Raw genomic sequence first — 23,921 nt, 5'->3', positions numbered from 1 at the left:
CCACTATTTGTAATAAAATAGTGGTTAAATTACCTATTCGAGATGAGCTCATGTCAACAACTGGTCGTATTCATTCCTTCGAATCTTGTGGCACTGTCGATGGCCCCGGAATCCGCTTCATTGTTTTTATGCAGGGTTGCTTAATGCGCTGTATGTATTGCCATAACCGTGATACATGGGATACGCATGGCGGCAAAGAAGTCTCCGTCGAAGAGATCATCAACGAAGCAAAATCTTATCGCAACTTTATGAATGCCTCTGGTGGCGGTATCACCTGTTCAGGTGGTGAAGCCATGCTTCAGCCGGAATTCGTCAGAGATTTATTTAGAGCTGCGCAAGCGGAAAGCATTCATACATGCCTTGATACCAATGGCTATATTCGCAAACATACCGATGTTATTGACGAAGTACTTGATGCTACCGACCTAGTGATGTTGGATATCAAACACATGAAAGATGAGATACACCACGACTTCATTGGTGTATCCAATAGACGGACCCTTGACTTTGCTCGCTACTTGCACACTATTGGCAAAAAAACCTGGCTTCGCTACGTCATTGTTCCAGGCTACACCGATGATGATGAAGCCGCTCATATGTTGGGTGATTTCATTAAAGATATGGATAACATTGAAAAAATTGAGCTGCTACCTTATCACAAACTTGGCGCTCATAAGTGGGAAGCCATGGGTCTGGAATACCCACTTGAGGGAGTGAATCCACCTTCGAAAGAAACCATGGATAAAATCGTATCGATCCTTGAGCTGTATCACTCAAACGTAAAATATTGATTTAAAATCACCGTTATTTCGTAAAAAATACCAGCTTAATGCTGGTATTTTTATAGGAAGTTTATTTTGCAGCTAGAAGAATTAGCAACGCTATTGATCGTACTGACTGCAAGTTTAACAGCCATCTATGATGTACAGCATGTATTTGGCCCGAAATTTCTTTCAGACAAATCTTTTCAGCACCTTACTTATTTTGTGATTTTTGCTCTATTTCTTTTGTGGTCTGCACAAGCCGGTATCAAAGACGGGCTGCATATTCACTTTCTAGGCCTAACAACATTAACCATGATGTATGGTTGGCGATGCGCCTTTATCATGACAATTCCGGTGACATTTGCTCTCGCGGTTGTTGGAAAATTAGCTTTCTTCGATATTCCCGAATACCTGCTGCTATCATCCCTAATCCCAATTTTGCTCAGTTACAGCATATTTGCCTTGAGCTATCACTACTTTCCACGCAACATTTTTGTCTTCATTTTTATCGCAGGTTTTTTTAATGGAGCCATGACAGGAAGCCTACATCTTGCCATAAATACCGCTTATCAATTGATGTTGGGCCACTATGACTGGCAAGTCATCAAGGACAATTATCTCATCTTTGTTCCACTATTAGCCTTTCCAGAGGGGCTGTTAAATGGCATGTCACTGGCCATCCTATCCGTATTTAAACCAGAGTGGTTAAGAGTATTTTCAGACCGTGCTTATATCTATAATCACTTACATAAAAGTGAGTAAAAAATGGTTATCTTTTACACTAACCATATTGAATCCGTGTTGAGATCATGTTTCATTATCGATAATTCCTGTTAACCTTAGTCCATCAAAATAAAACATTAAATTTAGTGAGGCCAACTCCATGGAAATGACCAATGCTCAACGCTTGATTCTTTCAAACCAATATTTTTTGATGTCGCAGATGGATCCCAACAACGCGAATAAATACAAACGTCTGCAAACCATTATTGAACGCGGCTACGAATTACAAATGAGAGAGCTAAACAAAGAATTTGGTTGTCTGACCGAAGCTGAATGTCGCGAAGTTATTGATATCTTGGAGATGTATCATGCCATGCAAGAGTCACACAAGATGCTTGCAGATTGCGATGGAAAAGAGGTCGATCAACGTCGCCTTCAGTTCTTAGGTTTCGATATCGCAAGAGAAGCTCAACTAGTTCATTACGTACGCTTCCTAGTTGATTCTGAAGGTTTGTATACGCAGTTCGATAAAGCTGATCACCATTTCAATAGCCAGATGCCAATGCTCGATAAATATCGTCGTATGTTAACAACTTGGCGTAACTGCCCACGTCAATATCATCTATCAGCCGCTGAGTTTAAGCAGATCTTCAACGCTTAAGGCTCACCAAAAGTTTTATTTTAAAGGCGCATAAATGCGCCTTTTTGCGTATTTACCCCTTCCAACAATTAAATCTAACGTTCGTCTTATGCATAGAGCCTTTGATATTCATGAAGTAAATATCTTGGCCTCAGACTCGCTATTTACATCACGAATTATAAATAAATACATAATTGTTAAGCAAAATTGCCAAAGTAGAACTAACCTTATGTGGTAAAGGAATTGTGTTTTTAAGCGGTGTTGTCAGTTAGACAGTTTTCAGAGGGGAATTCATTATGAGTATTTTTGACCACTTTCAGGCACGCTACGAGGCAGCCAAGGATGAAGAGCTTTCACTGCAAGAGTTTCTAGCACTATGTAAAGAAGATAAAAGTGCTTATGCCAATGCTGCTGAACGTCTCTTAATGGCGATAGGTGAACCAGAACTAATTGATACAGCTAAGCACCCACGTCTTAGTCGTATTTTTTCAAACCGAGTCATTTCACGCTACAAAACTTTTGAAGATTTTTACGGCATGGAAGAAGCCATCGAGCAGATTGTCTCTTACTTAAAACATGCCGCTCAAGGTTTAGAAGAACGTAAACAGATTCTCTATTTACTTGGCCCTGTTGGCGGTGGTAAATCTTCACTTGCAGAAAAGCTGAAAGTTTTAATCCAACAAATGCCTATCTATGTTTTATCTGCTGATGGCGCACGCAGCCCTGTCAACGACCATCCATTCTGCTTGTTTGATGTCAACGAAGATGGCGAACTTCTCAAACAGGAATATGGCATCGAAAAACGTTATCTGCGTTCAATCATGTCACCGTGGGCAGCGAAACGTCTGCATGAATTTGGTGGCGATATTTCCAAATTCAAAGTGGTTAAAGTAAAGCCATCGATTCTAGACCAAATAGCCGTTGCCAAAACTGAACCTGGAGATGAAAACAACCAAGATATTTCATCGCTCGTCGGTAAAGTTGATATCCGAAAATTGGAACATTTCTCGCAGGATGACCCCGACGCCTACAGCTACTCTGGCGCGTTATGTAAAGCCAACCAGGGTGTCATGGAGTTTGTAGAAATGTTCAAAGCACCGTTGAAGGTGCTACACCCACTATTAACCGCAACCCAAGAGGGTAACTATAACGGTACGGAAGGTCTATCTGCATTGCCATTCGATGGCATGATCCTCGCTCACTCAAATGAATCTGAATGGCAAACATTTAGAAACAACAAGAACAATGAAGCCTTCCTCGACCGTGTATATATTGTGAAAGTACCTTATTGCTTGCGCGTTTCAGAAGAAGTTAAGATCTACCAAAAACTGCTCGAACACAGCGAACTATCCAAGGCTCCTTGTTCACCAAGCACACTAGATCTCTTGAGTCAGTTCAGTATTTTATCTCGCTTAAAAGTACCAGAGAATTCTTCTCTATTTTCTAAAATGCGAGTTTATGATGGAGAAACGCTCAAAGATACTGATCCTAAAGCGAAAAGCTATCAAGAATACCGTGACTATGCGGGTGTCGACGAAGGCATGTCAGGACTATCAACTCGTTTTGCGTTCAAAATTTTATCGCGCGTATTTAACTTTGACCAAACGGAAGTGGCCGCTAACCCTGTGCATTTGTTCTACGTCATTGAACAGCAAATTGAACGAGAACAGTTTCCACAAGAAACCGCTGAACGTTACCTCGAGTTTTTAAAAGGCTACTTAGTCCCACGTTATGTCGAGTTTATTGGCAAAGAAATTCAAACCGCCTATTTAGAATCCTATTCTGAGTATGGACAAAATATCTTTGACCGTTACGTCACCTATGCCGACTTCTGGATTCAAGATCAAGAATACCGAGATCCAGAAACAGGTCAGTTATTTGACCGTTCCTCTCTCAACAATGAACTAGAGAAAATCGAAAAAACAGCCGGTATCAGTAACCCCAAAGATTTCCGTAATGAAATCGTAAACTTTGTACTGCGTGCGAAAGCCAACAACAATGGTAAGAACCCAGTTTGGACAAGCTACGAAAAATTGCGCACGGTTATTGAGAAAAAAATGTTCTCCAATACAGAGGAACTGCTTCCTGTGATCTCCTTTAATACCAAAACGTCTTCAGATGATCAGAAAAAACACGATGATTTTGTCGCTCGTATGATGGAAAAAGGTTACACGGAGAAACAAGTAAGGCTGTTGTCTGAATGGTATTTACGCGTACGTAAGTCCTCTTAACTTCAGCAGGCCCAAATCCGTAACTGTATGTTAACCATAAGTTCTATGGTTAACATACGGGAGATGTTTTCAAGGGGATACTCATGGCGCAATTCATCGACAGAAGATTGAACGGTAAAAACAAAAGTGCGGTCAATCGACAACGCTTTTTACGCCGTCATAAAGAGCAGATCAAAGAATCTGTTGCAGATGCTGTCAATCGCCGTTCCATTACCAATACGGAATCAGGCGAAGACGTATCAATACCTAATCACGATATTAAAGAGCCAGTCTTTCATCAAGGCAAAGGCGGCTTAAGAGAACGAGTCCACCCAGGTAATGATCAATTTATCACTGGAGATAAAATTGAACGTCCAAAAGGTGGTGCTCAAGGAGGAGGTTCAGGCGAAGGAGATGCAAGTGACAGCGGTGAAGGTCAAGATGAATTTATTTTCCAAATATCAAAAGACGAATATCTCGATATTTTGTTTGAAGACCTTGAACTACCCAACTTAGAAAAGAATCAAATCAACAAGATTACTGAATGGAAAATGCACCGGTCTGGTTACAAAACGGCAGGGTCAGCTTCCAATATCGCCATTGTCCGCTCACTACAACAATCTCTAGCTCGGCGCACCGCAATGACAGCGGGCAAACGCCGTTTGATGACAGAGCTCGAAGATGAGTTATTACGTATTCAACATACCGAACCCGCACAAATGTTAGAGGAAAAAAGACTCAAACAAGAAATAGAGGAACTGCGGAAAAAAATCGAAAGTGTCCCGTTTATTGACACCTTCGATTTACGATTCAAAAACTATGAAAAGCGTCCGGTTCCATCAAGCCAAGCGGTAATGTTTTGCTTGATGGATGTTTCAGGGTCAATGGATCAGGCTACGAAAGACATAGCAAAACGTTTTTACGTACTGTTATACCTATTCCTCACTCGTACCTATGAGAATGTGGAAGTAGTCTTTATCCGCCATCACACTCAAGCAAAAGAAGTCGACGAACATGAGTTCTTCTACTCGCAAGAAACGGGCGGTACCATTGTTTCTAGTGCACTCAAATTGATGAATGAAATTATTGAGCAGCGTTACCCACTAGGGGAATGGAATATTTATGCAGCGCAAGCATCAGACGGCGACAACTGGGCAGACGATTCACCACGTTGTAAGGAATTACTCACAACTCAACTACTGCCTTGTTGCCAGTATTACGCCTATATCGAAATTACTCGTCGCTCACATCAAACCTTGTGGCACGAATACGAAAAATTACAGCCATCATTTGGCAATTTTGCCATTAAAAATATTCGCACCGTGGATGACATATTTCCTGTGTTTAGGGAGCTATTCCAAAAGGAAACAGCTTAGGGAGGCGTGCTAATGACGACAAAAACTAAAGGGGCGGCCAAGCATAAAAACAAAATGCTACTAGATGGGCCCGACTGGACATTTGAAATTTTAGAACAGTACCACACAGAAATTCGCCGTGTCGCTGAGTTCTATCGGCTAGATACCTACCCTAACCAAATCGAGGTGATCACCTCAGAACAGATGATGGATGCCTACTCAAGTATTGGTATGCCGATCAACTACAACCACTGGTCGTTTGGTAAAAAATTCATTCAAACCGAGCAAGGCTACAAGCATGGTCAAATGGGTCTAGCGTATGAAATTGTAATTAACTCCGACCCATGTATCGCCTACCTTATGGAAGAAAATACTGTCACCATGCAAGCATTAGTTATGGCGCACGCTTGTTATGGACATAACTCTTTCTTCAAAGGTAACTATCTGTTTCAAACCTGGACGGATGCCAGCTCTATTATCGACTATCTGCTATTTGCGAAAAACTACATCACACAATGTGAAGAGAAATACGGCGTGTCAGAAGTCGAGTCTCTCGTAGACTCTTGCCATGCATTAATGAACTACGGAGTCGACCGCTATAAACGTCCAGAAAAAATATCCATTGCTGAAGAAAAAGTGCGACAAGAAGAGCGTGAAGCCTATTTGCAATCGCAAGTTAATGAACTCTGGCGAACCGTTCCTAAAGCGAAAACCAAAGAAGAAGACTTTAAAGTTCGATTTCCTAGCGAGCCTCAAGAAAATATTCTTTACTTCATTGAAAAACACGCACCGTTACTCGAACCTTGGCAGCGTGAAATCGTACGAATTGTGCGTAAGATAAGTCAGTACTTTTATCCGCAAAAACAAACTCAAGTGATGAACGAAGGTTGGGCAACGTTCTGGCATTACACTATTTTAAATCATCTCTATGACGAAGGTTTGGTCTCTGAGAAATTTATTCTCGAGTTTCTTCACAGTCACACTAGCGTTGTCGCTCAACCTTCCTACAACAGCCCATATTTCAGTGGTATAAACCCTTATGCTCTCGGGTTTGCTATGTTTCGCGATATTAAACGTATTTGTGAAGAACCCACAGACGAAGATAAAGAGTGGTTTCCTGAACTGGCAGGAACAGATTGGCTAGATGCCGTTCATTTTGCGATGCAAAACTTTAAAGACGAAAGCTTTATCAGCCAATATTTATCACCGAAGTTAATGCGCGATTTCAAACTATTTGCTGTGTTAGATGATGACAGAAAAAATTTTATTGAAGTGAGCGCCATTCATAATGACTCGGGATATCACGCAATACGAGAAAAGCTTGCTGCACAGTACAACCTGAGTAATTTAGAACCGAACATCCAAGTATTTAATGTTGATGTACGAGGTGACCGTTCGCTCACTCTTCAACATGTCCCTCATGAGCGTATTCCACTAGACCCAAGCTATGAAGAAGTCATGAAACATCTTTACCGTTTGTGGGGATTTGATGTCATTTTAGAAGAAGTAAAAGAAACAGGACGCAGAGAAATTCTGACCACTTGCCCTCAACGCGGAGATTACGATACCCGAATCTAGCCATCTCCAATCGTTATATTAAAAGCGTACAGAAACCTTATGCTCTGTACGCTTTTACTTTTCAGCCATCTCCCAAGTCACTCACCCAGAGAAAAGTAATAATTTATTACAATGTCGTTCACATTTAGTTCATCATGATTTTACTTAAATAAAGACACTAACTTTTATATGGATGTTTTTATGAAATACAACAAAATCATCATCGTAATCCACTGGATGATTGCTTTACTGTTTGCTTCGCTATTTTTAAGTGACTCACTACGTTCCGTTGCCGACAAAGGTAGCGAAATGCGCGTATTTTGGCTTAATTTACATGCGTGGTTTGGGGTAAGTGTATTTGCGCTCACTCTTGCTCGCTTAGCGGTAAAATTCGCTACACAGGCTCCTGTCCCTGTCTATGACGATGGTATTATGAAAACGCTGCTCCGCGCTGTGCACGTCATTCTTTATTTGATCACTTTGTTGGTGCCAGTTAGTGGTTATCTACGCTTTGCCGGTAAAGGACGAGAACTCACAATAGCTGGTGACGCTATTCCATCAATCATTGATAAAAACGAATGGCTTTACGATATAGGGAAGGCGGCTCATGGCGAAGTGATGCAAATTTTGGTGTTAACGGTTATTGGGGGTCATATAGCAGCAGCACTCTACCACCACTTTATTATGAAAGATCAAACTATGTCACGAATTAAACTTAACTAGCCATCGGGACGATAGCTAATAGCAGACACAAAAAAGGAGCAACTTGCTCCTTTTTCTACCTCTGGCTCACAATGACGCGAACCAACTCTAAGTCTTCCGGTGTATCAACCCCTGCTGGTGGTGATTCTTTTGCCACATCAACATGAATCTTTTCACCATACCAAAGCACACGTAGCTGCTCTAAACATTCTATTTTCTCAAGCATGCTTGGTTGCCAATTAATATAAGTATTAATGAAACCAGCTCGATAAGCATAAATGCCAATATGGCGAAGCAATGGCTGCATAATCTGTTTTTGAGCAAAAGCAAAGTTGTCGCGATCCCAAGGAATCGTTGCACGGCTAAAATAGAGTGCGTAGCCCTCTTTATCAGTGATGACTTTGACTGCATTGGGATTAAACACTTCAGCTTCATCGGCAATTTCGACGGCCAGAGTCGCCATCGGTGCTGTGCTATTCGCTAAATTATGCGCAACCTGCTGAATGATACTTGGTGGGATAAGAGGTTCGTCACCTTGTACATTGACGATGATGTGATCATCGGCGATGCCCATCAGTTTAACCACTTCAGCCAAACGTTCCGTGCCTGATTCATGGTTCGGTGACGTCATACACACCTCGCCGCCAAAAGCTTGTACCGCTTGTTCTACACGCACATCGTCGGTTGCAACAACCACACGATCGGCTCCGGCTTGTTTTGCTTGTTCATAAACCCACTCAATCATCGGTTTACCACCAATATCAGCCAGTGGTTTTCCCGGTAAACGAGTCGATTGATAACGTGCAGGAATGACAACCGTGAACGACATTATCGTCCCTCTTCCATCGTCATGCTGCGAGCTTCCGGTTCAAGAAGCACTGGAATGCCTTCTTTGATCGGGTAAGCTAAGCGATCAAGCTTACAAATAAGCTCTTGATTTTCTTTATCATAAATCAGCTTCCCTTTGCATACAGGGCAAGCAACGATTTCAAGCAGACGGTGATCCATATGGCTTCATTACCTCTATTATTTTATCCAAAATACGCTGTTCATCTTGTGCGTCAAATTGAGCAGAAACCGGAAGATACCACCAATTTTCTTTGGCAAATCCCGCGCATTTAACAGCATCTTTTTCAGTCATAATGACGTTTGCACCTTTTTTTGCAAGCGCCGCTAACTCTGACGGTTTAAAGTCTTGGTGATCCGCAAAACCTTGAGCGACGATAGGTTTTGCTCCTAATTTATCTAAAGTATCAAAAAAACGAGGGGGATGACCGATCCCCGCAAAAGCGACGAGATCTTCAAGTTGGCTTACAGGAACTTTCTCACCACTAACAAGATTGACAGCTAAGCTTGGGGATAAATGCATCGCAATCTCACCACGTTGTGCCTGACCACCATTTGTTACAATAAAATCAACGTCGGTTAAACGAGTGACAGGTTCTCTTAATGGCCCAAGCGGGATAAGCTGCTGATTACCAAAACGGCGCACTCCGTCCACAACGACAAACTCAATATCACGTTGCAGAGCATAATGCTGAAGCCCATCGTCAGTGATAATCACATCAACACCTAATGGCAGCAAGGCCTTTACGGCATCGGAGCGAATTGGGGCTACAGCAACCGGAGCCCCAGTTCGACGATAAATCAGCTTTGGTTCATCACCACTATGAGCTGTAGGCGTGTTGTCATTGAGGACAAGAGGATAAAATGGCGACTTCCCACCATACCCCCGAGAAACAACGCCCGGCTTAAAACCTTGTTTTTGTAAAGCTTCTACTAGCCAAATCACCACCGGTGTTTTTCCATTCCCACCAGCAGTAATATTGCCGACTACAACCACTGGGACTGGAGCACGAAAGCTCTCTTTCTTTCCAAGTGTAAACGCCTGCTTGCGTGACTGACTGATCACACCAAAAAGCAAACTGAGCGGCCATAACAATGGCCACAATAGATATTTTAATGGATGATTTTCAAACCAGATTTTCTCAATCACCACTTAGTCACCAAATTGAATTCGGTGTAACTGTGCATAAGCACCATCTTTAGCAATCAATTCTGCATGATGACCCCGCTCAATGATCTCACCGTCATCAACCACCAAAATTTCGTCGGCTTCTTCAATAGTAGAAAGGCGGTGGGCAATCACCAGTACGGTTTTATTTTTTTGTAACTCTTCTAATGCTGCCTGAATTGCTCGTTCTGATTCAGTATCCAACGCCGATGTCGCCTCGTCTAAAATCAGTACTGGTGCATCACGTAGCAGTGCGCGCGCAATGGCAATACGCTGTCTTTGACCACCTGACAAACTCGCACCATTTTCACCAATCATGGTATCCAAACCATTAGGCATAGTCTGAACAAACTCCATGGCATGCGCTAACTTCGCAGCATGTTCAATTTGTTCACGGCTATACTCACCTTCCGCGGCATAAGCGATATTATTGGCAATTGTGTCATTGAATAGATGAACATTTTGCGAAACGAGCGCAAAGTGGGTACGTAAATTCTTCAGTTTATAATCTCGAATATCATGTTCATCAAGATAAATAGCACCAGAATCCACATCATAGAAGCGAGTAAACAAGCTCGCGATGGTACTTTTCCCTGAACCTGAACGTCCAACTAAAGCAATGGTTTTACCGGCAGGGACAGTGAAATTGACATTCGATAATGCAGGTTTTTCGTTACCTTGATAGGTAAACGTTACATCTTCAACCTTGATATCACCACGCACTTTATCGGTTTCAAATGTGCCGCTATCACGTTCAGTTTCTAAATCAATAAGAGCAAACAGCGTTTGGCTTGCTGCCATACCACGTTGGAAATCAGAAGTCACACTGGTTAAGGCTTTTAGTGGGCGCATTAAACCAAACATCGCAGAGAATACGACCGTAAAAGTGCCAGGTGTTAAGTCAGCACGAATCGAATCAACGCTGGCCAAAAAGAGCACTGTCACTAAAGCTAAAGAGGCAATCATTTGAATGATAGGATCCGCAATAGACTGCGCAGCTACAAGCTTCATTGTTTGCTGACGCATGCTGTTACTAACATTGTCAAAGCGTTTACTCTCTACTTTCTGACCACCGTAACTAAGCACGACTTTATGCCCTTTCAGCATCTGTTCTGCAGACGACGTGACATGTCCCATAGTGGTTTGCATACCCTTAGAAATCTTGCGAAAACGTTTAGAAACGACGCTAATTCCCATTGCAACTACTGGAGCAACAACAATAAGTACCAATGATAACTGCCAACTATTCCAAAACATTAAAGTTAACAGGCCAATAATACTTGCACCTTCTCGTACAATACTAACTAAAGCGCGGCTGGTAGCTCCTGCTACCTGTTCTGAATCATAAGTAATTCGAGACAGCAACCCTCCCGTAGACTCTTTATCAAAGAAGCTAACAGGCATATGCATAAACTGGTTGAAAATCTTGCGGCGCATTTGCATTACAACATTGCCCGACACCCAGCTTAAGCAATAAGACGAAACAAACCCACTCAGACCTCGTATCGCCATCATCCCTAAAATAATAAAGGGCAAAATTCGCAGAAAGTCTGATTCAGCATTACCAAAACCATCATCAAGCAACGGTTTTAACAAAGAAACCATGTAAGTATCTGAAACTGCGTTGATTATCAATGCCACTACAGCAACAGCCAAACCTGATTTATAGAGGCGGATATAAGTCCAGAGTCGTTTAAACGTTTGCCAAGTAGTTTCGTCAGTATGTTGTGACATAGAAGTGCTTTGTTCTTATGAAAAAATTACGCTCATTCTACCTTGTTACGTAGCATCTGCCTATACCATGGCTGTGAGTGAGATAAACGTAAACTATTTACATAGTATTGCTCATCAATAATAGTGATGCTGATTTGTCCCGCATCACCAGTATCTAGCCATTGAGCTCCGTTTTTTCGATACCGTTCGACAACCATTGGCGAAGGCAATTGCCAGCGGTTGCCTTTTGCTAATGAAGCAATCACGAGCTCGGGTTGTACTTTTTTTATCAATGCGTCAATAGATGATGTTCGGCTGCCATGGTGGGGTACGAGCATCACCGTACTGTGTAAATCTTCGCTAGTGCGCGCCAGTAACCATTCACTAATAGCATCAACATCACCGGGTAGCAGTACTGAAAAACCCGTGTTTTGGTCAAAAACACGAACAACGCACGAATGTGGATTATAGGCTCGCTTAGCGAGGTTTGGCGGCCAAACCACAGCAAAATTGAGCTGCTGCCATTGCCAGGTTTCACCAGCAACACAACGCTGATAATCAAGCAATGATTGACTTGCTCGTTTCCAACTTGGTTGCCAGACACGTTCAACTTCCGTTCGGCCACCTGCGTGGTCGTTATCCATATGGCTTAAAATCAAACCATCTAATTGCTCGACACCGCGTTTTGTGAGAATAGGACTTACCGTAGACTGAATATGATCCCCACCTTGCCAACTCGATCCCGTATCATAAAGTACATAATGCCCACCCTTTTCAATCAGCACAGCTAAACCATGACCAACGTCTAGCACATCAACTTTCCAAGCTGAAGGGGGTGGGATGTTCACCCAGTAAGCGATCATTATTAGACAACTGATCCCTCGAGTAAAAACGGACATCAGCGGTGAAAAGATCAATATGACCAATAAAGCACAAAGCAACGTAAGCGTATCTGAAGAAATCGTTATCCAACTTACACCAGCGAAAGAAGTAAACCAGTCAACCGGAACAAGAAGCTTACTTAACCAAAGCCACAATGTCGCCGCAAAATCAGCGCCAAGTGCAGTAAAGAACAATGCAACAAATATGGCAGGCACAACCACAAAACTGAACCAAGGGATAAAAAGCAAGTTATAGAGCGCCGCACTGACACTGACGCCACCAAAAAAATAAGCCGTGACCGGAGACATACAGAAAATTAGCCCGACTTGCATCACTACCAAACGTAGCAATAAAGGCCGAGGTTTAGTGGGCAAAGATAATTGATAAAAAACGACACTGATGGCCGCAAATGACATCCAGAAGCTGCTAGATAAACTGGCAAATGGATCAATAAATAGCACAACAGACAAAGTAATCAGCAATCTTTGCAGTGTATTGATTCGCACATTGAACGCGACTATCGCTACGTTAAGTAAGCACATCACCAATGCGCGCTGTGTCGGTATAGTAAACCCTGCAAGCCAAGCATAAAACAAAGCACACAAACTCCCTATCACGAAAGGAGCCCATAGCATGCGACAGTGCAATCGCATCAAAAATAGACCAAGACTGTAGCCAAAACCAAACGCAATACCGATATGCAAACCGGAAATAGCAATTAGGTGAATTAATCCACTGTCTCTCAACGCTTGCCACTGAGACGCTGATATATCACCTCTTTCACCAAATGTTAAAGCCAATAAAATGCCTTGGTTAGGCGCATTTTCTAACCATGCTCTAATTTGCTGATACCACTCCATACGCAGACCAGATAAGGATTCGACATAGTACGATGTATTAGCAATCACACTTGCTCGAGCCACAATACCTTGACTAAGATAATAAGATTCAAGATCAAATCCGGCTTCATTTAAACGCCCGAAGACAGGTTTAACCATCACGGAAAATTGTACTTTATCGCCTATCATTAAAGGTAAGGGGGCAACCAAACGAACTTTAGGCTGTAGGAATGCGCTCAAAACTTGGCCACTCATTGATCTAATCGAAACTGTACCCTCATAACCGTAACTTATTTGTCTAAAAAGACTGTCAACTTCGGCATTTATGATAATATTCGGCCCTGCCTGAAAAATAGTATTTGATTGCTCGTGCAGTAAGTTTCCGTTAGTAAAAATGACTAGCAGTGCTACAGAAATTCCCGATAATAATCGTAGCTTTTTAGACCCCGTAGAGAGTATAAAAGTGAGAATGAAAGGAATTGCCCATTTCCAGTCTGGCATTAATGGCCAATAGGAAGCGGAGATAATGGTTAGCGAGAACGAAGCCAGCGTCCAATAATTCGATATGAGAGTCATTTTTTAATGCCAAGAAAATTCATAAAACGTTTTATGCCTGACCATGAATTAATCAAGCGTCAGAAAGCACTAAAAGTTTTTGGCAATGTACTGTACAACCCCAATTTATGGTGCCTTAACCGTCGTTCGGCGGCGGGGGCTTTTGCCGTAGGTTTATTCATGGCGTTTGTTCCACTTCCTAGTCAAATGATTATGTCAGCAGGCCTTGCCATTGCATGTGGTGTCAACCTTCCATTGGCCGTGGCACTAGTCTGGATAAGTAACCCTATCACTATGCCCGTGCTGTTTTATTTCGCGTATAAACTGGGCGCATGGGTTATGCACGTACCGCCACAACCTTTCCACTTTGAGCTTTCATGGCACTTCATCGTGCAGCAAATGCACACTATTGGGCCTCCGTTCGTTTTGGGCTGCCTAATTTGTGGCGTCCTGTCTTCGATTATTGGCTACTTTGGTATCCGTGGTTTATGGCGATATTCTGTCGTAAGAAGTTGGCAAAAGCGCCAAACTCGTTAGTTTATCTTCGCTACTTTTGAGCAACCAAGCACTCATGTTGCAAAAACATGTCGTTGAAAACTGAAAAAGGACCTTATCGGTCCTTTTTTATTGGTTTGGATGGTATGCCCAAACCACTTGAAGTTACAGGTAGGCGACAAGTGAGTTCATCCCCATGAGCATAGATAAACTATGTGATTAGGGTAAGCGAACGTAGCCAACACCGCTGCAACTTCAAGTCAGAAGGGTATAGAACTATCGTAATAAATAAGCTCATCCTAACTTCTTTTTACTTGGCACTAAGAACCGATGCAGGGTTTAATTTGCTTGCCCGCGAGGCAGGGTACCAAGTCGCAAGCAAACTCAAAACAATGGCCGTAGACGAAACAAGCGCAACATCCATCATGCTGACTTGAGATGGAAGAAAATCAACAAAATAAATATCACCAGACAAAAATTGATGGCCGATCAATGACTCCAATCCTTTGATTAGTGAAGTTAAATTTAAGGCAACAAGCACACCGACCATGCCACCAACCACGCTACCTAACACCCCAGAAAAAACGCCCTGCCAAACAAAAATACGTTTAACCAAACCATCCGTTGCCCCCATAGTTCGCAAAATCGCTATTTCTGCAGCTCTGTCTTTAACGGCCATCATTAAGGTGGACACAATATTAAAGCTTGCAACACCAATCACTAGCACCATCACCAAATACATAATGGTTCTGACCAATTGAATATCTCGATATAGAAAGCCAAATTTTTGCTGCCAACTACGTAAATAAACATATTCATTTAACGTGCTGCCCACTTCTCTGACGATCTGCGTGGCATTTAATACTTGTGAAACCTTAATGGACACCCCGGTCACGCCACTACCCAACTTCGCGTAGGACTGAGCATCTTCTAATGGAATAAGGGCAAGGCTATGGTCAATTTGCCCATTAAGTTCAAGCAACCCTGATACCTTGACGCGAACCCGTTTAGGGGCCTGAACTTTACTTGAAGCATTAGGAGATGGAATCATTAACGTGACATAGTCACCGACTTTAGCCCCTAACTTATCTGCTACGCCTTTCCCTAGAATAACTTGCTGCTGTCCGGCCTTGAACTGCTGCCATGCTCCATTAGAGACAAATTGTGACAAACTTGATACCGCTCGCTCCATTTGTGGATCAATGCCTCGTACTTCTATCGCCTTTAACTGCTGCCCTTTTTCCGCCAAGGCGGTAAATTTGACATAAGGCGCCCCCGCTTCAACTTGAGGGTGTTGAACGGCTTTTTTGATCAACAATTGCCACTGAGTTATTGGTTTTTGTACACCTTCAAATTCACCATGCGAGATCACCGATAACACGCGGTTTTGTAACTCTCGCTCAAAGCCATTCATTGCTGACAAACCAATAATGATTACCGCCACCCCAACCGCAATACCAATAGTTGAGGAAAGTGAGATAAATGACACCATCTTGTTGCGTTGCTTAGCGCGGCTAAAACGGCGGCCGATCAATAAAGAGAGAGAAGGCAGCACTTACGACTCCTCCACATCAATCAATAAGCCATCTTGCATGTGCATCTTTCTGTCCATTTTTTCAGCAAGCTCACTATCATGCGTGACAACTAAGAATGCCGTACCAAATTCTTGGTTCATTTGGCGCATCAAATCATAAATCGATAATGCTGTTTTATGATCAAGATTCCCTGTCGGTTCGTCAGCCAATACTAAATCAGGCTGATTAACCAATGCACGAGCAATTGCAACACGTTGGCGTTCTCCTCCAGATAATTCAGAAGGACGATGAGAGAGTCGATGCCCTAAACCGACTTTTTCGAGCAACGCCTTGGCTGCTTGTTTCGCTATAGAGGTTTTCTGACCACCAATCAATAAAGGCATAGCTACATTTTCTAGAGCAGTAAAGTCAGCAAGCAGGTGATGAAACTGATACACAAAACCTAAATGTTGGTTACGAATCTTGGCTTGTTTGTTCGAACTTAGCGCCGATAAATCCTGCCCAAGAAATGACACCGAACCTTGCGAAGCATCATCCAACGCTCCAAGAATATGTAATAAAGTACTTTTCCCTGAGCCAGAAGTCCCAATAATTGACACTAACTCTCCCGCTTGAATATTGAAGCTAACCCCTTTTAACACTTGAGTTTGTAGCTCACCTTCTTGGTAGGTTTTGCAGACATTGTGACATTGTAAAAGGTTATTCATATCTTAAAGCCTCTGCGGGTTTTACGGATGACGCGCGATAGGAAGGGAAAAGCGTAGCCAATAGACTTAAACCGATGGCTAAAATGACCACCACCAATATTTGTATAGGATTAATTTCGACAGGCAGTGTTCCACCGACTGAAAACAGAGCAACCCCCAGAGTTTCAAGTAACGCATTGAGGTTCTTGGCCAGTAACACCCCCAGTAGTCCACCAGCAAGAGCACCAATTACACCACTACTGGCACCTTGCACCATAAAAATGGCGAGTATCTGCTTATCACTCATGCCTTGAGTTTTGAGTATTGCCACTTCGGCTTGTTTTTCCATCACCACCATGATCAACGCTGAAATAATGTTAAATGCAGCCACACCGATGATCAGCCCAAGCATTAAGCCCATCATGTTTTTTTCCATGCGTACAGCTTGAAACAACTCGCCTCGCTGATCGCGCCAATCGCTCCACTCCCAACCTGTAGGTAATGGAGCATTTGATAAATCAGCCACAACGAAAGGATCATCAAAAAATAGTCGCCAACCAGAAACCGTATTGGCAGGTAAACGCAGCAAGCGTGCCGCATCTTGAATGTGGGTTAGCATTAACTGCCCATCAACATCAGAGCCAGTATTAAATATCCCTGCAACGGTAAAATTACGCTGCGCAGGAATACGTCCCAATGGCGTAAACTGGCTGGCACTGGTCACCATCAAGCGTACCTTATCGCCTAGCGACACGTTCAAAGAGCGCGCGAGGGTATGACCAAGAAAAACTTGATAATCACCTTGCTTGAGCTTATCCACTTTACCGGCAATTAAATACGCTTTTATCGGATCATCTTGGTTTGGTTCTATGCCAATCAACAGACCAGCCGCAAGCTGGGAAGTACTTTGAATCACCGCCTCACTGCGAACAATCGGTTCTACTGGTCTTGCAGTTGATAGTTTATTGATGAAATCGGGGGCCGCTGAGGTTAAAGCCGTTTTATCGCCTTGCTGTGAAACCACTGCTTGTGGCAGCACGCCTAAAATCCGGCTTTTGAGTTGAGATTCAAAACCATTCATGACTGAGAGCACCGTCACTAATGACATCACTCCAATCGTGATCCCAGCTGTGGACATATAAGAGACAAATCGACTGAACCTATCGCCGGAACGCCCACGTAAATAGCGTAAGCCGATAAACGTCGAAATTGGATGAAACATATGGAAAACCGCCTAAAAGTGATACTCGATACTGTAACGATAAACGATTCAAGGTTGTAGCATTAATTTGCCAATAATGTGTTAATTCAACCCGATAACAAGGACATACCTTGATTAGTTCGCCGGTATGACGATAATCAACAGAGCGATGAGAAGGAAGCCTATATGACCAACCAAGAATTTTTTACCGTTCATTATGGATTAACCACCAATATTGAACCTTTAGATGACACATTTTCGCTACCTCCTCAGCCTATTTTTGAAGCCGAGATTCCTGCGCCATTTATTGTGGCGAGCGAATTTAGCCATCTTGACCAGCTCAATGAAAGCGCTCGCTTAGAGCTAAAAAACAACGATTTCAAGAACGTCATTCAATTACTTGAAACTCAGAATTCAAAGCTAAATTTGTTGCTCACCTTTATGTTGTCTCAGCAAGACAACCCAGCAACTCGCTTCACCACGACAACCTTTGGTGCCAGTCAGTTTTCATTTATGACCACGGCCCCATTAAATATCGGCAGCAAAGCAAGAGTTAAACTGTTTTTGGACCATCCACCTGCCGCCATTTATTGCTATAGTTCGGTCACAGATTGTCGATTAGAACACGAACAATATCTCATCACGATGAAGTACGATCTGCTACGAGATACCGATCAAGACTTGTTAATTAAAGCGGCACTTTACCAACAGCAGAAATTGCTACGCCAACGCTCCTTAGAGCGAAATAAACCATAAGCGTTATCATGACTACACAATCGATACTTTCTCTGGTTAAACCAACAGGTGCTGGAGACAAAAAACACATTGGCAACTTACAAGGCGCTAGCTTAGCTCTAGCAATCGCCGAGCTTGCTAACCAGCACCCAAGCCATACTTTATTGGCCGTGCCCGACCCGCAAACGGCGCTAAAACTGTTGCAAGAAATTGAACAATTTAGCCAAGCCGAAGTCGCTTTATTTCCTGATTGGGAAACACTGCCCTATGACAATTTTTCTCCACACCAAGAAATTATTTCTGACCGTATAGCAAGGCTTTATCAACTGCCCAGCTTGAAAACAGGTATCACCATCGTTCCGGTCAGTACTCTGTTACAGCGTCAAACGCCTCGTGAGTTTTTGCTCCAGCATACCTTGATGGTCAAAACCGGTGACCAGTTTTCGTTAGAAAAATTACGTATTCAATTAGAGAATTCCGGCTATAGACATGTCGATCAAGTCTTTGGCCCTGGTGAGTATGCCAGTCGTGGTTCCATTCTCGACCTATTCCCTATGGGCAGTCATGATCCTTATCGTATCGATTTTTTTGATGATGAAATCGATACGATTCGAACTTTCGACCCAGAGAACCAACGCTCAATTGAAGAAATCGAGGAAATTCGTCTACTACCCGCACATGAATTTCCTACCACCGAAGGTGCCATTGAGGATTTCCGCATCCGCTGGCGTCAACGCTTTGATGCCCGCCGTGAGCCCGAATCGGTATATATGCAAGTCACTAAGGGAACTTGGCCTGCCGGCATTGAATATTGGCAACCACTTTTCTTTGAGCACACAGAAACCTTATTTGATTATATTGACCCACAAAGCCAATTGATCACCATAGGCAATATCGAAGAGGCCATCGATCATTTTTTGACTGACGTTGAGTATCGCTATGATCAACGCAAAATTGACCCATTACGTCCATTGCTGCCCCCCAACGAACTGTGGCTCAAAAAAGACGAATTATTCAGCTTATTTAAAGGAGTTGCTCAAGTACAACTGAGTACAGGCCCTATTGCAGAAAAGCCTGGTCGCATCAACCTACCAGTGTCGACCTTACCTGAAGTAGCGGTTCAACATAAAAACAAAGAACCACTGGCGGCCATTCGCCAATTTAGTGAAACGTTTAATGGAAAAATCGTTTTTTCTGTCGAATCCGAGGGTCGCCGAGAAGCATTATTAGAACTGTTACAACGCATTAAACTTCGCCCAGTTGAAAAATCCAGCTTTCAAGAAGCATGTACTGCGAAAGAGAAAATTTGTTTAGTGCTCGGCGCAGCTGAACACGGTTTCATCTATGATGACGCCAAACTTGCCTTAATTTGCGAAAGCGATTTATTGGGCGATCGAGTCATTCTTCGCCGTAAGAAAGACCGTAAAGTCACCAACAGTGACGCAGTTATTCGTAACCTAGCAGAGCTAAAACCCGGCCAGCCCGTTGTGCATATTGATCACGGCATCGGTCGCTATTTGGGGCTACAAACCCTTGAAGCTGGCGGCATGGTGACTGAATTCGTCACTCTTGAATACCAAAATGATGCCAAACTGTACGTACCTGTTGCCTCTTTAAATCTTATCAGCCGCTACTCCGGTGGCGCTGAAGATAGTGCACCACTGCATAAACTGGGCGGTGAAGCATGGACCAAGGCAAGGCGAAAAGCAGCGGAAAAAGTGCGCGATGTCGCGGCAGAGTTGCTTGATGTTTATGCCAAGCGAGAACTCAAACCGGGTTACAAATTCGCGTTGGATCGCGGGCAATACGCAACATTTAAAGCGGGCTTCCCATTTGAAGAAACCGAAGACCAAAACATGGCGATCAATGCGGTTCTCTCCGATATGTGTCAGAAGAAAGCCATGGACCGTCTAGTTTGTGGGGATGTTGGTTTTGGTAAAACCGAAGTAGCAATGCGCGCAGCGTTCGTATGTACCGACAACAGTAAACAGGTCGCAGTATTAGTCCCGACAACCTTGCTGGCCCAACAGCATTTTGAAAACTTCCGTGACCGTTTTGCTAACTTACCGATCCGAGTCGAAGTACTCTCTCGCTTTAAATCCGTCAAGGAGCAAAAGCAAATTCTACTTGATGTCGCAGAAGGTAAAGTAGACATTTTAGTCGGTACACATAAATTGTTATCGAGTGAGCTGAAGTTTAAAGACCTCGGCTTACTGGTTGTCGATGAAGAGCACCGCTTTGGGGTGAGACAAAAAGAGAAAGTCAAAGCAATGCGAGCCGATGTTGATATCCTCACGCTTACCGCCACACCGATACCTCGCACGTTAAACATGGCGATGAGCGGTATGCGAGATCTCTCCATCATTGCGACACCACCCGCTCGACGTTTAGCGATTAAAACCTTTGTTCGACAAAGCGATGACAGCACAATACGTGAAGCTGTACTGCGTGAAATCATGCGTGGCGGTCAAGTCTACTTCCTACACAATCAAGTTGAGACCATTGAAAAAGTAGCCGCAGACTTAGAAAAACTGGTCCCCGAGGCTCGCATCACCATTGCTCATGGACAAATGCGCGAACGAGAACTCGAAAAAGTGATGAATGACTTTTATCACCAACGCTTTAACTTATTAGTGTGTACCACCATCATTGAAACTGGTATTGATGTACCAACCGCTAATACCATCATTATGGATAGAGCCGATAATCTCGGTCTCGCTCAGTTACACCAACTTCGTGGTCGTGTTGGACGTTCTCATCATCAAGCTTATGCATATTTGCTTACACCACACCCGAAAGCAATGACAAAAGATGCAATTAAACGTTTAGAAGCGATTGCCTCACTCGAAGACCTAGGTGCTGGCTTTACGCTTGCGACTCATGACTTGGAAATTCGTGGCGCAGGTGAACTGTTAGGTGACGAACAAAGCGGTCAGATCCAGTCGATTGGTTTTACGCTCTACATGGAAATGTTAGAGCAAGCGGTAGAAGCACTGAAAGAAGGTAAAGAACCAGCGCTTGAGGACTTACTTCGTGAGCAAACCGAAGTCGAAATGCGTCTGCCAGCCCTACTTCCTGACGACTACATTCCCGATGTCAATACTCGCCTATCCATGTACAAACAGATCGCCAGTGTCAGTAGCCGAGATGAGCTAGCTGAGTTGAAAGTGGAATTGATTGACCGCTTCGGTAAACTACCAGATGCTGCCAATAACTTGCTTTCAGTGGCTGAACTTAAAATTGATGCTGCCGTGTTAAAAGTCAAAAAAATAGAAGCGCATGACAAAGGCGGTTATATCGAGTTCTATCCAGATGCTGACATAAACCCGATGTTTTTAGTTAAACTACTGCAATCTCAGCCGAAAAAATTTGCAATGGAAGGACCCACTAAGTTTAAGTTTGCTGTACCATTAGTCGATAGACGCGAACGAATTCAGTTTGTGGCAAGTATGCTCAGTGAATTCCAACAAAACCTAATGCCAAGAGTATAAAAGGCCAATCTTTTATACTGAACTTTGCACCTAAATGATGGAGCTATGATGAAAAAACTGATCCCCCTATTACTCTTGCTTGTCTCCATGCCAAGTTTGGCGGCGAGACAATTTGATATAGAAGTGATCATTTTTAAGCGCGCGGTTGATGCAGAGAAAGTGAGCGAGTCATGGCCTAACTCTCTGCCTGAGATCAATGTTGAGCGTGCGGGTAGCTTTAGTGACCAAAGCTATCGCCAAGAAAAAGGCGTGAAAATGCTGCCTTTCTCAGATTACCAATTGAATGACCAAGTGCAAAAATTGAAAAATCACGCAGGTTTTGAAGTACTGCTGCATACCGCTTGGCGACAAGGTGACCAAGGTAGAAATTCAGCACCCGTTTTCCATATCCAAGCTGGTAAAGATTACTCAACCAAATTTAATGTTGATGGTAGTGAAAAAGTGTCCGTGCAGGAAGATTCACCAGTCAATGGCGTTGTCGAGCAAAGTATTGCCAAACCACTTTATGAACTCGATGGTAAACTACAGATCTACGTGCAACATTATCTTTATGCAGAAACGACTATTGACTTAAAAGAACCTAGTGTGAGAGAGGTAACGCTACAGGATTCTCCTTTAGAGCTTGATGTCGCGCCAGAAGATAAAAATGCAGCAGTACAAGTGGGCAACTTAGAGTCTGTTTCGCCAACGTTAGAAATCGAAGAGTTTTTGAAAAGCTATCGGATGGACCAAAAGCGTCGTATGCGCAGTAATGAAACCCATTATCTAGATCACCCATTAATGGGGATAATCATCCAAGTCCGTCGAGTCGAACAATAATTCTCCTTCATAACGCCCGAACTCGGGCGTTTTTTTATCTTGGAACTTTGGCTATGAGTCCCGATTTTCAGATCATCACACAGCGTCTCGAACTGAAACTGATCACCGTTGATGAAGCACAATCGTTAGCTGATTGTGTATCTCACTCTCCAACTCTTCATCAGTGGATTGACTGGTGCCACCCACATTTTACTCTTGATGAAGCGCAGCGCTTTTTGATCGCAACAAGATTGAACTGGGTAAAAGTACAAGCATTAGGTTTTGGGATTTATTTAAAGGAAAGTGATCAACTGATTGGAATGGTCGCCGTCAACGAGTTTTATCATACCTTTAACATGGCAAGTTTAGGGTATTGGATGAGTGATGCAAAGCAGCGTAAAGGCTATGCTAAAGAAGCGTTGGATGCACTAATTGAGTTCTGTTTCAGCAAGCTTGAATTAACTCGTCTAGAAATTGTGTGTGACCCGGACAACCTCCCAAGTCAGCAACTGGCGTTGGCATGCGGTGCTAAAATGGAAGCATTAGCAAAAAACAGGTTCCTGTTTCATGGCTTACCAAAAGATGGCATTGTCTTTTCAGTGATACCCACCAATTAATGCAACTTCAAATTGGGGTCGAGACTCAAATCGGTGGATATGTGTTAATATAGCCACCTGATTTTTGATTGTTTTTAACTCATGGCTACCATTCAAGTTCAATGTCGCTTCTGCAATAAAACTGAACCCGTCCGTAAGCATGGAAAGGGGCATTCTGGCTTTCCTCGTTTCAGGTGTCTCGACTGTCGAAAGAGCTTTCAACTCGATTACGTTTACGAAGCCCGCAAGCCAGATGTAAAAGAAAAGATTGTAGATATGGCAATGAATAGCTCTGGTGTTAGAGAGACCGCCCGAGTATTGAATGTCGCATACAACACAGTATTGAGCACTTTAAAAAACTCTCGCCAAGGCAAGTAACCTCAATACCTTTCGATAGAGCAAACATCACTCTAATTTGTGAAGTTGATGA

Annotated in this window: 20 protein-coding genes and 1 pseudogene; 13 read left to right on the top strand and 8 right to left on the bottom strand. The window is 43.1% G+C overall.

All coding sequences use genetic code 11. From position 1 onward, the window contains the following. Positions 1 to 50 precede the first annotated feature (50 nt). The 7 genes from pflA to AACW06_RS07755 all read left to right on the top strand — a co-directional run bounded on the left by pflA (position 51) and on the right by AACW06_RS07755 (position 7,972). Positions 51 to 791, top strand: a complete 741-nt coding sequence (pflA, locus tag AACW06_RS07785; protein ID WP_192074640.1) for a pyruvate formate lyase 1-activating protein — start codon at positions 51 to 53, stop codon at positions 789 to 791. A 93-nt stretch (positions 792 to 884) separates the two neighbouring features. Beyond that, complete coding sequence (locus AACW06_RS07780) at positions 885 to 1,526, top strand: energy-coupling factor ABC transporter permease (protein WP_238336660.1); 642 nt, start codon at positions 885 to 887, stop codon at positions 1,524 to 1,526. Positions 1,527 to 1,647: 121 nt separating this feature from the next. Further along, the gene (locus tag AACW06_RS07775; RefSeq protein ID WP_168522655.1) at positions 1,648 to 2,148 is read left to right on the top strand and encodes a YfbU family protein; all 501 of its coding nucleotides are present in this window, start codon (positions 1,648 to 1,650) and stop codon (positions 2,146 to 2,148) included. A gap of 275 nt (positions 2,149 to 2,423) precedes the next feature. Continuing rightward, a complete protein-coding gene (locus AACW06_RS07770; protein ID WP_192074638.1) occupies positions 2,424 to 4,358 on the top strand; it encodes a PrkA family serine protein kinase in 1,935 nt (644 codons plus the stop codon). 83 nt (positions 4,359 to 4,441) lie between these two features. After that, a complete protein-coding gene (locus AACW06_RS07765; protein ID WP_192074637.1) occupies positions 4,442 to 5,713 on the top strand; it encodes a YeaH/YhbH family protein in 1,272 nt (423 codons plus the stop codon). Positions 5,714 to 5,725: 12 nt separating this feature from the next. Further along, positions 5,726 to 7,270: a SpoVR family protein gene (locus AACW06_RS07760; protein WP_192074636.1), complete on the top strand. Its 1,545-nt coding sequence runs from the start codon at positions 5,726 to 5,728 to the stop codon at positions 7,268 to 7,270. 180 nt (positions 7,271 to 7,450) lie between these two features. After that, a complete protein-coding gene (locus AACW06_RS07755; RefSeq protein ID WP_192074635.1) occupies positions 7,451 to 7,972 on the top strand; it encodes a cytochrome b in 522 nt (173 codons plus the stop codon). 55 nt (positions 7,973 to 8,027) lie between these two features. On the opposite strand, the gene kdsB is transcribed toward AACW06_RS07755, so the two are convergent. The 5 genes from kdsB to AACW06_RS07730 are packed head-to-tail and all read right to left on the bottom strand — an operon-like array spanning position 8,028 to position 13,975. Beyond that, positions 8,028 to 8,780 (bottom strand): 3-deoxy-manno-octulosonate cytidylyltransferase, encoded by a 753-nt coding sequence (gene kdsB, locus AACW06_RS07750; protein WP_192074634.1) that lies wholly within the window; start codon positions 8,778 to 8,780, stop codon positions 8,028 to 8,030. Beyond that, the gene (locus tag AACW06_RS07745; protein ID WP_192074633.1) at positions 8,780 to 8,959 is read right to left on the bottom strand and encodes a Trm112 family protein; all 180 of its coding nucleotides are present in this window, start codon (positions 8,957 to 8,959) and stop codon (positions 8,780 to 8,782) included. Before AACW06_RS07745 ends, kdsB begins: the two co-directional genes overlap by 1 nt. Next, positions 8,940 to 9,947 (bottom strand): tetraacyldisaccharide 4'-kinase, encoded by a 1,008-nt coding sequence (gene lpxK, locus AACW06_RS07740; RefSeq protein ID WP_192074632.1) that lies wholly within the window; start codon positions 9,945 to 9,947, stop codon positions 8,940 to 8,942. The genes AACW06_RS07745 and lpxK overlap by 20 nt, the downstream gene beginning before the upstream one ends. A 3-nt stretch (positions 9,948 to 9,950) precedes the next feature. Further along, a complete protein-coding gene (gene msbA / locus AACW06_RS07735) occupies positions 9,951 to 11,699 on the bottom strand; it encodes a lipid A ABC transporter ATP-binding protein/permease MsbA (protein WP_192074631.1) in 1,749 nt (582 codons plus the stop codon). 32 nt (positions 11,700 to 11,731) lie between these two features. Next, the gene (locus tag AACW06_RS07730) at positions 11,732 to 13,975 is read right to left on the bottom strand and encodes a DNA internalization-related competence protein ComEC/Rec2 (RefSeq protein WP_192074630.1); all 2,244 of its coding nucleotides are present in this window, start codon (positions 13,973 to 13,975) and stop codon (positions 11,732 to 11,734) included. Positions 13,976 to 13,981: 6 nt separating this feature from the next. Here AACW06_RS07730 and AACW06_RS07725 point away from each other — a divergent pair, with 6 nt between their 5' ends. Then, positions 13,982 to 14,491 (top strand): DUF2062 domain-containing protein, encoded by a 510-nt coding sequence (locus AACW06_RS07725; RefSeq protein ID WP_172533430.1) that lies wholly within the window; start codon positions 13,982 to 13,984, stop codon positions 14,489 to 14,491. A gap of 268 nt (positions 14,492 to 14,759) precedes the next feature. On the opposite strand, the gene lolE is transcribed toward AACW06_RS07725, so the two are convergent. The 3 genes from lolE to lolC are packed head-to-tail and all read right to left on the bottom strand — an operon-like array spanning position 14,760 to position 17,892. Then, positions 14,760 to 16,004 carry a lipoprotein-releasing ABC transporter permease subunit LolE gene (lolE, locus tag AACW06_RS07720; protein ID WP_192074629.1) on the bottom strand — a complete coding sequence of 415 codons (1,245 nt, stop codon included), beginning with the start codon at positions 16,002 to 16,004 and terminating at the stop codon, positions 14,760 to 14,762. Beyond that, positions 16,005 to 16,691, bottom strand: a complete 687-nt coding sequence (lolD, locus tag AACW06_RS07715; RefSeq protein WP_176246629.1) for a lipoprotein-releasing ABC transporter ATP-binding protein LolD — start codon at positions 16,689 to 16,691, stop codon at positions 16,005 to 16,007. Beyond that, positions 16,684 to 17,892 carry a lipoprotein-releasing ABC transporter permease subunit LolC gene (gene lolC / locus AACW06_RS07710; RefSeq protein WP_192074628.1) on the bottom strand — a complete coding sequence of 403 codons (1,209 nt, stop codon included), beginning with the start codon at positions 17,890 to 17,892 and terminating at the stop codon, positions 16,684 to 16,686. Before lolC ends, lolD begins: the two co-directional genes overlap by 8 nt. A 165-nt stretch (positions 17,893 to 18,057) precedes the next feature. On the opposite strand from lolC, the gene AACW06_RS07705 reads away from it, so the two are divergent. The 5 genes and pseudogenes from AACW06_RS07705 to AACW06_RS07685 all read left to right on the top strand — a co-directional run. After that, positions 18,058 to 18,627, top strand: coding sequence for a PilZ domain-containing protein (locus tag AACW06_RS07705; protein ID WP_192074627.1), 570 nt, complete (start codon positions 18,058 to 18,060; stop codon positions 18,625 to 18,627). A gap of 8 nt (positions 18,628 to 18,635) precedes the next feature. Further along, on the top strand, positions 18,636 to 22,097 hold the full coding sequence (gene mfd / locus AACW06_RS07700; RefSeq protein WP_192074626.1) for a transcription-repair coupling factor: 3,462 nt from the start codon (positions 18,636 to 18,638) through the stop codon (positions 22,095 to 22,097). A gap of 48 nt (positions 22,098 to 22,145) precedes the next feature. Continuing rightward, positions 22,146 to 22,916 carry a peptidoglycan binding protein CsiV gene (locus AACW06_RS07695; RefSeq protein WP_192074687.1) on the top strand — a complete coding sequence of 257 codons (771 nt, stop codon included), beginning with the start codon at positions 22,146 to 22,148 and terminating at the stop codon, positions 22,914 to 22,916. 53 nt (positions 22,917 to 22,969) lie between these two features. Next, positions 22,970 to 23,512, top strand: a complete 543-nt coding sequence (locus AACW06_RS07690) for a GNAT family N-acetyltransferase (protein WP_192074625.1) — start codon at positions 22,970 to 22,972, stop codon at positions 23,510 to 23,512. Between the two features lie 81 nt (positions 23,513 to 23,593). Next, positions 23,594 to 23,921 (top strand): annotated as a pseudogene (locus AACW06_RS07685) (IS1 family transposase); the annotation flags it as partial.

This window comes from Vibrio sp. S12_S33 (assembly GCF_963889785.1).
GTDB lineage: Bacteria > Pseudomonadota > Gammaproteobacteria > Enterobacterales > Vibrionaceae > Vibrio > Vibrio aestuarianus.
The sequence above is the reverse complement of the archived record's forward strand: the minus strand, read 5'-3'. Positions and strand labels throughout refer to the sequence as shown.